This is a genomic window from Microbacterium sp. Mcb102, from assembly GCF_024519805.1.
Classification (GTDB): domain Bacteria; phylum Actinomycetota; class Actinomycetes; order Actinomycetales; family Microbacteriaceae; genus Microbacterium.
In genome coordinates, this window is record NZ_JALJRG010000001.1 from 866275 (window position 1) to 878959 (window position 12685).

Consider the following 12685-nt stretch of genomic DNA (forward strand, 5'->3'; position numbering starts at 1 on the left):
GATTCGGACCGGCGGGTCCTTCAGCGCATCAGTGGCGTTCGTGGAGGGGCAGGTCGATCGTCCCCGTCTCGCCCGCATCCCGCGCCTTCGGGATCCTGGTACCGAGCACCTGCGACACGATGTCCTGGGCGATCTTCGGCGCCGTGAGTCCCGCATCCGCGAGGATCTGGTCCCGAGAGGCGTGATCGATGAACTCGTCGGGCAGGCCGAGCTCGTCCACCGCCGTGTCGATGCCGGCCTCACGCAGGACCTGACGCACCCGCGTGCCGATACCGCCGACGCGGATACCGTCCTCGAGCGTGATGACGAGTCGGTGGTGGGCCGCCATCTCGATGACGGACGGTTGCACCGGGATCGCCCAGCGCGGATCGATCACGGTGGCCCCGATGCCCTGCGCCCGAAGACGCTCTGCGACGTCGAGCGCGAGTTCGGCGAACGGGCCGATGGCGACGATCAGCACGTCCTCCGACTCCCCCCGGGCGAGCACGTCCACACCGTCTTTCAAGCGCTCGATGGCGGGAAGGTCGGCGGCGACCTCACCCTTCGGGAACCGGATGACCGTCGGCGCGTCGTCGACCTGAACGGCCTCGCTCAGCGCTTCGGTCAGACGCGCGCCGTCCCTGGGAGCGGCGATGCGGATGTGCGGGACGATCTGCAGCATGGCGAGATCCCACATCCCATGGTGGCTCGGACCGTCGGGGCCGGTCACGCCGGCACGGTCGAGCACGAAGGTCACGCCCGCACGGTGCAGTGCGACATCCATCAGCACCTGATCGAAGGCCCTGCCCATGAACGTGGCGTAGAGCGCGACGACGGGGTGCAGTCCGCCGTACGCCAGCCCAGCGGCGGAAGCCACCGCGTGCTGCTCGGCGATCCCGACGTCGTACACGCGATCGGGGAACCGCTCGGCGAACGGGGCGAGGCCCGTCGGTCGCAGCATGGCGGCCGTCATCGCGATGACATCGCTGCGCTGCTCCCCCACCGAGACGAGGGCGTCCGAGAACACGTCGGTCCAGCCGCGACCGCCGGAAGACAGCGTCTCACCCGTCGCGGGGTCGATCTTCCCCACCGCATGGAACTGGTCGGCCTCGTCGTCTCGGGCGGGCTGGTACCCGCGTCCCTTCTCGGTGATCGTGTGCACGATGACCGGGGCGCCGTACGACTTCGCCAGCTCGAGCGTCTCGAGCAGGGCGGGGAGATCGTGTCCGTCGATGGGACCGAGGTACTTGATGTCGAGGTTGGAGTAGAGCGCCTCATTGTTGGTGAAGCGGGAGAGGAAGCCGTGGGTTCCGCCGCGAACCCCGCGGAACACCGCCCGGCCCACGGGACCGAACGCACGGAACAGGCGGTCGGAGCGCTGGTGCAGATCCTTGTATGCCGCTGCAGTGCGCACGCGGTTCAGGTACCGCGACATCCCGCCGATGGTGGGCGCGTATGAGCGACCGTTGTCGTTGACGACGATCACGAGGTTCCGGTCGTTGTCATCGGAGATGTTGTTCAACGCCTCCCACGTCATTCCGCCGGTGAGGGCCCCGTCCCCGACGACGGCGACGACATGTCGATCCGCGCGACCAGTGGCGGTGAGTGCGCGGGAGATCCCGTCCGCCCAGCTCAGCGAGCTCGAGGCATGCGACGACTCCACGACATCGTGCGCGCTCTCGCTGCGCTGCGGGTAGCCGGCGAGGCCTCCCCGCACGCGTAGGCCGGAGAAGTCCTGGCGACCCGTGAGGAGCTTGTGCACGTAGGACTGGTGCCCCGTGTCGAAGATGAACGGATCGTCCGGAGACGAGAAGACCCGGTGCAGGGCGATCGTCAGTTCGACGACGCCCAGGTTCGGGCCGAGGTGACCGCCGGTCTGCGAGACGTTCTCGACCAGGAATGTGCGGATCTCGGAGGCGAGCTCCTCCAGTTGAACGGTCGATAGCGCGTCCAGATCACGGGGTCCTGAGATGCTCGGAAGAATGGGCATCTGCGCCTCCTCACAGGCTTCGCCAGAAGCGCCCGACGAGGGTGCGGACGCCCGTCGATCCTACCGCGCCAGGTGGGGAGAACCCGGTGAGCGCCGCCCCCCTTGACATGACGAAGGGACTCCGATCCATGGATCGGAGTCCCTTCGTCTGTGCGATCAGACCAGCGAACGCAGCACGTACTGCAGGATGCCGCCGTTGCGGTAGTAGTCCGCCTCACCGGGTGTGTCGATGCGGACGACCGCGTCGAACTCGACCGGCTGCTTGCCTTCGGGCGAGTTCTCGCTCGGGGTGGCCGTGACCTTGACCGTCTTGGGCGTGACACCGTTGTTGAGCTCTTCCAGCCCCGTGATCGAGACGATCTCGGTGCCGTCGAGGCCCAGCGACTCCCAGCTTTCGCCGGCGGGGAACTGCAGCGGGACGACGCCCATGCCGATCAGGTTCGAGCGGTGGATGCGCTCGAAGCTCTCGGTGATGACCGCCTTGACGCCCAGCAGGCTCGTTCCCTTGGCCGCCCAGTCGCGCGACGAACCGGAGCCGTACTCCTTGCCACCGAAGATGACGAGGGGCGTGCCCTGCTCCTGATAGTTCATGCTCGCGTCGTAGATGTACGACTGCGGGCCGCCCGGCTGCGTGAAGTCACGCGTGAAGCCACCCTCGACGACCTGTCCGTCGTTGACGGCCGCGACCATCGCGTTCTTCAAACGGATGTTCGCGAAGGTTCCGCGGATCATGACCTCGTGGTTGCCGCGACGCGAACCGAAGGAGTTGAAGTCCTTGCGATCGACGCCGTGCTCCGTGAGGTACTGGGCCGCCGGCGTGCCGGCCTTGATGTTTCCGGCGGGCGAGATGTGGTCGGTGGTGACCGAGTCACCCAGAGTCGCCATGACACGTGCGCCCTCGATGTCCTTCACCGGGGTGAGCTCCATCGTCATGCCCTCGAAGTACGGCGCCTTGCGGACGTAGGTCGAGTTCTCGTCCCACTGGAAGATCGCGTCATCCGGCGTGGGCAGGCTGCGCCAGCGCTCGTCGCCGTCGAAGACCGTCGCGTACTGCTTGATGAACTGCTCGCGCGAGATCGAGGAGTCGACGAGTTCCTGCACCTCGGCCGGAGTCGGCCAGATGTCCTTGAGGAAGACGTCTTCACCGTCGGTGCCCTTGCCGAGCGCGTCGTTCTCGAAGTCGAAGTGCATCGACCCGGCCAGCGCGTAGGCGATGACCAGCGGCGGGCTGGCGAGGTAGTTCATCTTCACGTCGGGGCTGATGCGCCCCTCGAAGTTGCGGTTGCCCGAGAGGACAGCCGTGACGGCGAGGTCGTGGGAGTTGATCGCCTCCGACACCTCTTCGATCAGAGGACCGGAGTTGCCGATGCAGATCGTGCAGCCGTAGCCGACCGTGTAGAAGCCGAGGCCCTCGAGGTCCTTGTCCAGGCCGGACTTCTCGTAGTAGTCGGTGACGACCTTCGAGCCGGGGCCGAGCGTGGTCTTGACCCACGGCTTCTGCTTCAGGCCCTTCTCCAGCGCCTTGCGTGCGACGAGACCGGCGGCGATCATCACCGACGGGTTCGACGTGTTGGTGCACGAGGTGATGGCGGCGAGCGTGACGGCGCCGTTGTCGAGGATGTACTTCTCCCCCGACGGCGTCGTGACCGGCACGGGCTTCGAGGCGTTCGCCGGAGCGCCGCTGTTGATGTGCACCGGACGCGTGGTCGGCTCCTCTTCGCCGGGGACAGAGCCCGGGTCGGATGCCGGGAAGGAGTGCTTCGACTCCAGGTCGACGATGTCGTCGGAGGTCGACGCCGTCGTGTAGCCCAGGATGTCGTGCTCGAACTGGGCCTTCGCCTCGGAGAGGAGGATACGGTCCTGCGGGCGCTTCGGGCCGGCGATCGACGGCACGACGGTGCCGAGGTCGAGCTCGAGGTACTCGCTGAAGGTCGGCTCGACGCTCGCGTCGTGCCAGAGCTTCTGCTCCTTGGCGTACGCCTCGACCAGCGCGACGGCCTCTTCGCTGCGGCCGGTCAGGCGCAGGTACTCGAGGGTCACGTCATCGATCGGGAAGATCGCCGCCGTGGAGCCGAACTCGGGGGACATGTTTCCGATGGTGGCGCGGTTCGCGAGCGGCACAGAGGCGACGCCCTCACCGTAGAACTCGACGAACTTGCCGACCACGCCGTGCTTGCGCAGCTGGTCGGTGATCGTGAGCACGACGTCGGTCGCGGTCACGCCGGCGGGGATCTCGCCGGAGAGCTTGAAACCGACGACACGCGGGATCAGCATCGACACGGGCTGGCCGAGCATGGCCGCCTCGGCCTCGATGCCGCCGACACCCCAGCCCAGCACGCCCAGGCCGTTGACCATGGTGGTGTGCGAGTCGGTGCCGACGCAGGTGTCGGGGTATGCGCGGAGCACGCCGTCGACATCGCGGTCGTAGATGACCTTGGCCAGGTGCTCGATGTTCACCTGGTGGACGATGCCGGTTCCGGGCGGGACGACCTTGAAGTCGCTGAAGGCCGTCTGGCCCCAGCGCAGGAACTGGTAGCGCTCGCCGTTGCGCTCGTACTCGATCTCGACGTTGCGCTCGAGGGCGTTCTCCGAGCCGAACAGGTCGGCGATGACGGAGTGGTCGATGACCATCTCGGCGGGCGAGAGCGGGTTGATCTTGTTCGCGTCACCGCCGAGGGCCGTCACGGCCTCGCGCATCGTGGCCAGGTCGACGATGCAGGGCACACCGGTGAAGTCCTGCATGACCACGCGCGCGGGCGTGAACTGGATCTCGGTATTGGGCTCTGCCGCGGCATCCCACGAACCCAGCGCCTCGATCTGCGCCTTCGTCACATTCGCACCGTCCTCGGTGCGAAGCAGGTTCTCCAGGAGGACCTTGAGACTGAAGGGGAGCTTCTCGAAACCGGGCACCGTGTCGATGCGGAAGATCTCATAGTCGGTGCTGCCGACTGTCAGGGTGCTCTTGGCACCGAAGCTGTTCACCGTGGACACGAATCCGTCTCCTTCTATTCGGATGGGAGCGACAGGCGCCTCCATCTTGCTCGCCAGCGAGCCCCTGCGGCTAGCAAGGCGGACCTAACCAGTCTGCTCCGCGCAGCTCACCGGCGAAAGCCTGCGATTTATCTTGATGTCAAGATAAATCTATCATGCCTCGGCGGCGTCTTCGCGCGACGGACCACGCGGATGGAGAGCGCGTACGACGAGCCAGGTGACCGCGATCAACGGCGCGAAGAGCGGGAGGCCCATGATGAGCTTGAGCGTGCCGAGTGCGGTCACATCGCCTGCGAGGTACAGCGGGAGCTGCACGGCGAGTCTGGCGAAGAACAGCGCAGCCCACGCGATCCCGAGCCAGAAGTAGGCGCGGCGCTTGCGCCGATCGTTCCGCCAGGTGGTGCCCTCCCCCATCAGGAAACCGACCGCGAGGCCGATCAACGACCACCCGATCAGGGCCGACACGAGGATGACCGAACCGTAGACCGCGTTGGTGATGAGACCCGGGACGAAGTTGTCTGCTCCGCGACCGGTCCACAGCGCGAGCGCAGCCGCGGCGGCCGCGGCGACGAGTCCGCCGATCGCCGCGGAGGGCGGCGACTTCTGCACGAGGCGGACGATCGTGAAGACCGCAGCGAGGCCGACCGAGATACCGAGCGACAGGATCAGCGGCTCGGGGCGGATCGTGAAGATGATCACGAAGGCCAGGCTCGGCAGCACCGATTCGAGGATGCCGCGGACCCCGCCGATCGCCGACCAGACGACCTTGTGCGTGCTGGCGGTCTCCGCCGGGTCGAGCCCGGCACGGCGGGCGGCGCTGCCGAGAGCCGCCCCGAGGATCTCGGAGGTGCTCTTCTCGCGTTCCGGGTCGGGTTCTGGGACGCTCACGCGGAGCCCGGGGTCGCCGGCATCTTGAGTGGGATCAGATCACGCGGGGGCATCGGAGAGCCACCGCGGACGACGACGATCGAGCGGAACAGATCCTCGACCTTGGCGCCGGCCTCGGGATCCGACGCACCCGCTCCGCCGATCACGCCGCGAAGGAACCAGCGGGGACCGTCGATGCCGATGAATCGGGCGAGGCGCAGTCCGGAACCTTCGCTCGCGGTCGCCGGGACCTCGGCGAGGAGCTCTTTGCCCAACGGGCCGTCGCGTTCTTCGACGCGGCCGCCCTGCGCCTTGACCTGGTCGCGTAGCTGCACGCGCGTCTCATCCCACAGTCCGCCGGAGCGCGGCGCCGCGAACGGCTGCACCTGCAGCGAGGATTCCGCATAGTCGAGGCCGACGGCGACGATGCGCTTGGTCTGCTCTTCCACCTCGAGCCGGAGGTTCAGCCCCTCGCGTGGAAGGATCTTGATCCCGCCCAGGTCGATGTACGGGCGAACCGGGTTCGCCTCGGAGTCGTCGAAAGGTCCGTCGGTGCCGCGGTTCGCGGGTGCCGACTTGGAGGGGGTCGCGTTGTTGTCAGTCATCTGTTCTGTCCCGCTTCGTTCTGCGTGAGCCCCGCCTGGTACCCGGTGGAGCCGAAACCGCCGGCGCCGCGGACGCTGTCCGGCAGCTCGTCCACCGAGATGAACGTGGCGCGTGTCACCGGCATGATGATCAGCTGCGCGATGCGATCGCCGACGGCCACATCGTACGCGCTCCTGTTATCGGTGTTGATCAGGCTCACCTTGATCTCGCCCCGGTATCCGGCGTCGACCGTCCCCGGCGAGTTCACGATCGAGATCCCGTGCTTGGCGGCCAGCCCGCTGCGCGGAACCACGAAAGCCGCATAGCCGTCGGGAAGCGCGATCCTGACTCCGGTGGCCACGAGAGCGCGCTCGCCCGGTTCCAGATGCACGGCCTCCGCCGCGACCAGATCGGCGCCGGCGTCGCCCGGATGCGCGTATCCGGGCACCACTGCAGCGATAATGGGGACATCAACGGAATCGGTCACCCCATGAGGCTAATGCAGAACCCCGCCACAGACGCACGTGTCCGCTATCGCGAACGACTCTCTCCCAGCCTCTGGCTGCTGGTCACCGTCGCGGTCGCAGGACCGATGGTGTCTCTCGTCTTCGTGCCCATCGGGTCGACCGTCGCGCTCATCGTCGGCGCCGCCGTCTCCGCGCTCCTGGTGCTCGGCTTCATCGCGGCGACGCCGGTCGTGTCGGTGGAGGGCCGCATCCTGCGCGCCGGTCGCGCACACATCGATGTCGAGCACCTCGGCGAACCGCTGGCGCTCGTCGGCGAAGAAGCCCGACAGGCACGCGGTCCCGGTCTCCCCGCACGCGGCTGGCACCTGATCCGCGGCGGGATCGACGGAATCGTCGTCGTTCCGAATCTCGACGCGGACGACCCGGTCGACACGTGGAGCATCTCGACCCGAACGCCGGACCGACTCGCGGCGGCCATCCGCGCTGCCCGTTCCTGACGGGCCCGCCCGCATACGACAGCGCGCCCCTGACCGAACGGTCGGGGGCGCGTGAGACGTCGCTCGGAGGACTGCTTACGCAGCGCACTCCTTGCAGATGGGCCCGGATGCGCCCTCGTGGTCGAGCTGTGACTGGTGCTTCACGAGGAAGCAGCTCATGCACGTGAACTCGTCCTGCTGCGCGGGCAGCACGACGACGTCGAGCTCGAGGTCGGAGAGGTCGGCACCCGGAAGGTCGAAGTTCGACGGGTTGTCGGAGTCTTCGTCCCCGCTTGAGCCGGAAGATTTGTCCGGCACACGCTCCTTGAGGGCTTCGATCGACTCGGAGTCGTCTTCGCTCTTTCGGGGGGCGTCGTAATCGGTTGCCATGCGGTAGATCTCCACTTTCATGGTGCGAGTGGGTGGTGCGCCGTCGGGTATCGGCGGCCATAGTTTGCACGACCCGGAGACATAACGCAAATGCGGTCCGTGCGACAGAGCAAACTCACGGCACGCCCAGGGTATTCCCGGCCCAGACGCCGCATGCGTGACACCATGAACGGACACCCATCAGAGGGGCATTCGCATGGAAAACGTCACCATCGTCGGCACAGAAGCAGGAGTCCTCGTACTCGCGACCGAGTCGGGCGAGCGGTTCTCGCTGCCCATCGACGACGTGCTGCAGCGTGAGATCCGTCGCGCCACCCGCCAGGCAGAGCCCACCGCGCAGAAGCTCGCCGCGAGCCCGCGCGAGATCCAGGCGCAGATCCGCGCCGGACTCACGGCTCCCGAGGTCGCCGAACTGCTGGGAATCAGCGTCGACGACGTCGCCCGCTTCGAAGGTCCGGTCCTCGCCGAGCGCGAGCACATCATCGGCCAGGCACTCGCGGTTCCCGTGCTGATCGGCAGCGAGGTCGAACCAGACGCCCAGCCGACCTTCGGCGTCGCGGTCCGCGCGAAGCTCGCCGAGGTCGCAGCGACGGCGGAGCGGTGGGCGAGTTGGAAAGAGGATTCCAGCTGGACGATCAAGCTCGAATTCACGGCGAACGACGTCGACCACGATGCCCGCTGGAGCTTCGACCCTCGCCGCAGCGCTCTCTCGCCGCTGAATGCCGACGCCACCCAGCTCTCGCGCCAGGGATCATTGCCCGAAGGGCTCATCCCGCGCCTTCGTGCCGTGGATGCGGAACGCACCAACTCCCCCTACAAGGACGAGAGCCGGTTCGACTCCGGCGCCTTCGGTCCGCGTCTGCTTCCGGCGCCGGAAGCGGAGTTCGAAGACCCCTCGCTCCCGGAGCGCTCCGACATCGCCGCGCAGGATGCCGCCATCAAGCGCGCGCCTTCCGCGCAGAACACGAGCCCCGAGACCGCAGACCTGCTGGAGGCGCTCCGTCGCCGTCGCGGTCAGCGCGAGACCGCTCCGCTACTCGACGAGCCCGACGATGACGAGCACTCCGACCCGATCTCGCTGTTCGACGCCCTCGAGCAGCCCGATGACGAGCCCGAGCCGGCGCAGCCTTCGGCCCAGGCCGCCCCTTCCGACGCCGGCGACTCCGGCGGTCGCCGCCGCCGCCGCAATGCCATGCCTTCGTGGGACGAGATCGTCTTCGGAGCTCGCACCGACGAGTGAGCGGCGCCGAGGAGTGACGGCTCCTCTGCCGGTTCGCGCTGGCAGCGTCAGCGCGCGAACGCGCCGAGCCTGATCAGGGGCACCTGCCGCTCCTCGGGCGTGAGCGCTCCGTGCTGCCCGATCATGCCGCGCCCGCGCTGGTCGGCCGCAGTGCCGTCGTAGAGGGCCCAGGTGCCGCGGGCGATGGCGAGCAGGTCGCCGATCCGTGCCGACGCTGCTGCGGTGACAGTCGCGCCGAACAGTCCGCCGCGGGTGGCTTCCTCGCGGGTGACGACGTCGGCGACCCCCTCCAGATCCGCCCGCCACCGAGCAGAGACCGCCGCGGCGTCGGCATCGGGGTCGAGGTAGACGTGCAGCATCCGCGGCTCGCCACCGACGTGATGCACGCCCCGCAGATGCGACTCTTCCAACACGACCTGGCGATCCGCTCCGACGTCGACCATCCCGTGGTCCGACGTGACGAGCACCCCGACGGCCGGTGGCACCCGCGTGGCCAGAGCGGCATCGATGTCCTCGAGCGCCGCGACCCACTCGCGAGACGCGATCCCGTGCTTGTGGCCGGCCTTGTCCACCTCGGGCAGATAGCAATAGACGAGGGATCCCGGGTGGGTCTGGGCGAGCGTGTACGCGGCTTCGATGCGCGCTGCCGCCGTGGTCGCGGCGACGAACTCCGCGCCTCGGAGCGTGGCTTTCGTGAATCCACTGTGCGCGTATCCGGCGAATCCGACCGCGAAGCTCTCGTGTCCGTCGCGACCTGCCCGTTCGAAGATGGTCGGCACCGGCTGCCAGGTGAGTGGGTCGATCCCGTCGGTCTCCCAGCCGCTGAGCTGATTGACGAGCACGTCGCGGCTCACATCGAGCACCCGGTAGCCGACGAGGCCGTGCTCCCCCGGCCACACTCCCGTGACGATGCTGGTGAGTGCGGCGGCCGTGGTCGAGGGGAACACCGACTGCGCGACATCCTTCTTCGCCATGCCGGCCGTCAGCGTGCGGGCGTGACCAGCATGTGCGCGGAGGCTGATCGCCCCGAGACCGTCGACGACGACGAGGACGACGGAGCCCGCACGCGGAAGCACCTCGGATCCGCCTCGGAGCGCCGCGAACAGGTCGTCCGCCACCCCGACGACGCTCCGGGCGCTGGGCGACGCGGACGGTAGCATGAGGGACATCCGAGCCAGTCTGACACAGGCTCCCGTACGCCCTCAGGAAGTCCATGCCGAAAACCCCGCCGCCCGAGCCCGTCGAGGAGCGCATCCAGGACATCGATCTCTCCGCCGAGATGCAGGGTTCGTTCCTCGAGTACGCGTACTCGGTGATCTACTCACGCGCTCTGCCCGATGCCCGTGACGGTCTGAAGCCGGTGCAACGCCGCATCCTGTACCAGATGGCCGAGATGGGGCTGCGCCCCGACCGCGGCCACGTCAAGAGCGCCCGTGTCGTGGGCGAGGTGATGGGAAAGCTCCACCCTCACGGCGACTCCGCGATCTACGACGCGCTGGTTCGTCTCGCGCAGGAGTGGGCGCTGCGTGTGCCCCTGATCGACGGCCACGGCAACTTCGGATCCCTCGACGACGGTCCGGCGGCTGCGCGGTACACCGAGGCCAGGCTTGCCGCGGCGGCGCTCGCCCTCACCGAGAACCTCGACGAAGATGTCGTCGACTTCATCCCGAACTACGACGGTCAGTTCCAGCAGCCGGCTGTGCTGCCGGCCGCGTTCCCGAACCTCCTCGTCAACGGCGCCAGCGGTATCGCCGTGGGCATGGCTACGAACATGGCGCCGCACAACCTCATCGAGGTCGTGGCGGCCGCGACCCACCTGCTCGAGAACCCGGATGCCACCACCGAGGAGCTGATGGAGTTCGTCCCCGGTCCCGATTTCCCCTCGGGCGGCATCCTGATGGGTCTCGACGGCGTCAAGGACGCGTACGCGAACGGACGCGGAGCGCTCAAGGTCCGCGGTAAGACGTCGATCGAGCCCCTGGGTCCGCGGCGCACCGGGATCATCGTCTCCGAGCTGCCCTACATGGTGGGCCCGGAACGCCTGATCGAGAAGATCCGCGACGCCGTGCAGGCGAAGAAGCTGCAGGGGATCAGCGACGTCACCGATCTGACCGACCGCAACCACGGGCTTCGCGTCGCGATCGGCGTCAAGACCGGGTTCGACCCGAACGCGGTCCTCGAGCAGCTGTACCGCCTGACCCCGCTCGAGGACTCGTTCAGCATCAACAACGTCGCACTCGTCGACGGCCAGCCGCGCACCCTCGGCCTGAAGGAGATGCTGAGCGTCTACGTGGGCCATCGCCTCGAAGTGATCACGCGGCGGAGTCGCTACCGCCTCGCGCGCCGCGAGGAACGTCTTCACCTCGTCGAGGGCTTGCTCATCGCGATCCTCGACATCGACGAGGTCATCCAGGTCATCCGCTCCTCCGACGACTCGGAGCAGGCGCGCACACGTCTGCGCTCGGTGTTCGATCTGAGCGAGCTGCAGGCCGAGTACATCCTCGAGCTTCGACTGCGTCGCCTGACCAAGTTCTCACGCATCGAGCTCGAGACCGAGCGCGATGCGCTGCTGGCGGAGATCGCCTCGCTCCGTGAGCTGCTCGGCAGCCCGGTGCTCCTGCGCGGCGTGGTCGCCAAGGAGCTCGATGCTGCGGCCGATGCCTACGGCACACCGCGCCGTACGCTTCTGATGAACGCCGCTCCGCCGAAGCCACGAGCGACCAAGGGAGCGGTCGATCTGCAGATCGCCGACGCCCCCACGGTCCTTGTCCTCTCCACCACGGGCCGCGCCGTGCGGGTCGACCTCGGTGAGGGGCAGGAGCTCACGATTCCGGCACGCCGCAGCAAGCACGACGCGATCCTGACGACGGTCGAGACGACGGTCCGCGCGGAGATCGGGGCTCTCACCAGCCTCGGCCGTGTCGTGCGCTTCTCCCCCGTCGACCTGCCCTCCGTCCCCGCGACCTCCGTCCAGCTCGCTGCGGGGACACCGCTGCGTGACTACCTCGGGATCACGACCAGGAACGAGCGGATCCTCGGGTTCGTGCGTTTCGACAGCGAGACGCCGATCGCCCTCGGGACGGCGCAGGGAACGGTGAAGCGCATCGTCCCGTCGTCGCTGCCGGTGCGCCCCGACCTCGAAGTCATCGGCATGAAGCCCGGCGACACGGTCGTGGGAGCAGCGGAGGCCCGCGACGACTCCGATCTCGTGTTCGTCACGAGCGATGCCCAGCTGCTCCACTTCCCCGCCGCGAACGTGCGCCCTCAGGGAGCACCTGCGGGCGGCATGGCCGGGGTCAAGCTCGGCTCCGGTGCGACCGTGCTGTTCTTCGGCGTCGTCGACCCCACGGCGGAGGCCGTCGTGGCGACGGTCTCCGGTGGCGAGAGCATCCTGCCCGGCACGGACCCGGGACGTGCGAAGGTCTCGGCCTTCACGGAATACCCGGCGAAGGGCCGCGCGACGGGCGGCGTGCGCGCGCACTCGTTCCTGAAGGGCGAAGATCGGCTCACCGTCGCCTGGGTGGGACCGAACCCCCCGCTGGCTGTCGACCCGACCGGTGCCGTGCGCAAGCTCCCCGAGTCCGGAGCACGACGTGACGGCTCTGGTCAGCCCATCGACGGCGTGATCGGCAGCATCGGCCGCACGCTCGTCTGAGAACGGGAGGGGGCCGCGGATGTCCGCGGCCCCTCTCCCGTTTCT

10 protein-coding genes are annotated in these 12685 nt (G+C 68.1%); 3 read left to right on the top strand and 7 right to left on the bottom strand.

Going from position 1 to position 12685, the window contains the following annotated elements; genetic code table 11:
• Window positions 1-28: 28 nt before the first annotated feature.
• From dxs to dut, 5 genes are all read right to left on the bottom strand, one after another.
• The gene (gene dxs / locus OC372_RS04205; RefSeq protein WP_105710029.1) at window positions 29-1969 is read right to left on the bottom strand and encodes a 1-deoxy-D-xylulose-5-phosphate synthase; all 1941 of its coding nucleotides are present in this window, start codon (window positions 1967-1969) and stop codon (window positions 29-31) included.
• A 156-nt stretch (window positions 1970-2125) separates the two neighbouring features.
• Complete coding sequence (locus OC372_RS04210) at window positions 2126-4960, bottom strand: aconitate hydratase (RefSeq protein ID WP_105710030.1); 2835 nt, start codon at window positions 4958-4960, stop codon at window positions 2126-2128.
• A 153-nt stretch (window positions 4961-5113) separates the two neighbouring features.
• On the bottom strand, window positions 5114-5848 hold the full coding sequence (locus OC372_RS04215) for a DUF3159 domain-containing protein (protein WP_029263267.1): 735 nt from the start codon (window positions 5846-5848) through the stop codon (window positions 5114-5116).
• Complete coding sequence (locus OC372_RS04220) at window positions 5845-6432, bottom strand: DUF3710 domain-containing protein (RefSeq protein ID WP_029263266.1); 588 nt, start codon at window positions 6430-6432, stop codon at window positions 5845-5847. The genes OC372_RS04215 and OC372_RS04220 overlap by 4 nt, the downstream gene beginning before the upstream one ends.
• Window positions 6429-6899, bottom strand: a complete 471-nt coding sequence (gene dut / locus OC372_RS04225) for a dUTP diphosphatase (RefSeq protein ID WP_029263265.1) — start codon at window positions 6897-6899, stop codon at window positions 6429-6431. The genes OC372_RS04220 and dut overlap by 4 nt, the downstream gene beginning before the upstream one ends.
• 12 nt (window positions 6900-6911) lie before the next feature.
• Here dut and OC372_RS04230 point away from each other — a divergent pair, with 12 nt between their 5' ends.
• Complete coding sequence (locus tag OC372_RS04230; protein WP_029263264.1) at window positions 6912-7376, top strand: DUF3093 domain-containing protein; 465 nt, start codon at window positions 6912-6914, stop codon at window positions 7374-7376.
• A 75-nt stretch (window positions 7377-7451) separates the two neighbouring features.
• Here OC372_RS04230 and OC372_RS04235 read toward each other — a convergent pair whose 3' ends face one another.
• Window positions 7452-7745, bottom strand: coding sequence for a DUF4193 domain-containing protein (locus tag OC372_RS04235; protein ID WP_029263263.1), 294 nt, complete (start codon window positions 7743-7745; stop codon window positions 7452-7454).
• A 196-nt stretch (window positions 7746-7941) separates the two neighbouring features.
• On the opposite strand from OC372_RS04235, the gene sepH reads away from it, so the two are divergent.
• On the top strand, window positions 7942-8985 hold the full coding sequence (gene sepH, locus OC372_RS04240; RefSeq protein ID WP_262001007.1) for a septation protein SepH: 1044 nt from the start codon (window positions 7942-7944) through the stop codon (window positions 8983-8985).
• 47 nt (window positions 8986-9032) lie between these two features.
• Here sepH and OC372_RS04245 read toward each other — a convergent pair whose 3' ends face one another.
• The gene (locus OC372_RS04245) at window positions 9033-10154 is read right to left on the bottom strand and encodes an alkaline phosphatase family protein (protein ID WP_262001008.1); all 1122 of its coding nucleotides are present in this window, start codon (window positions 10152-10154) and stop codon (window positions 9033-9035) included.
• 44 nt (window positions 10155-10198) lie between these two features.
• Between OC372_RS04245 and OC372_RS04250 the strand changes: the two genes are divergently transcribed.
• The gene (locus OC372_RS04250) at window positions 10199-12640 is read left to right on the top strand and encodes a DNA topoisomerase (ATP-hydrolyzing) subunit A (protein WP_262001009.1); all 2442 of its coding nucleotides are present in this window, start codon (window positions 10199-10201) and stop codon (window positions 12638-12640) included.
• Window positions 12641-12685: the final 45 nt, after the last annotated feature.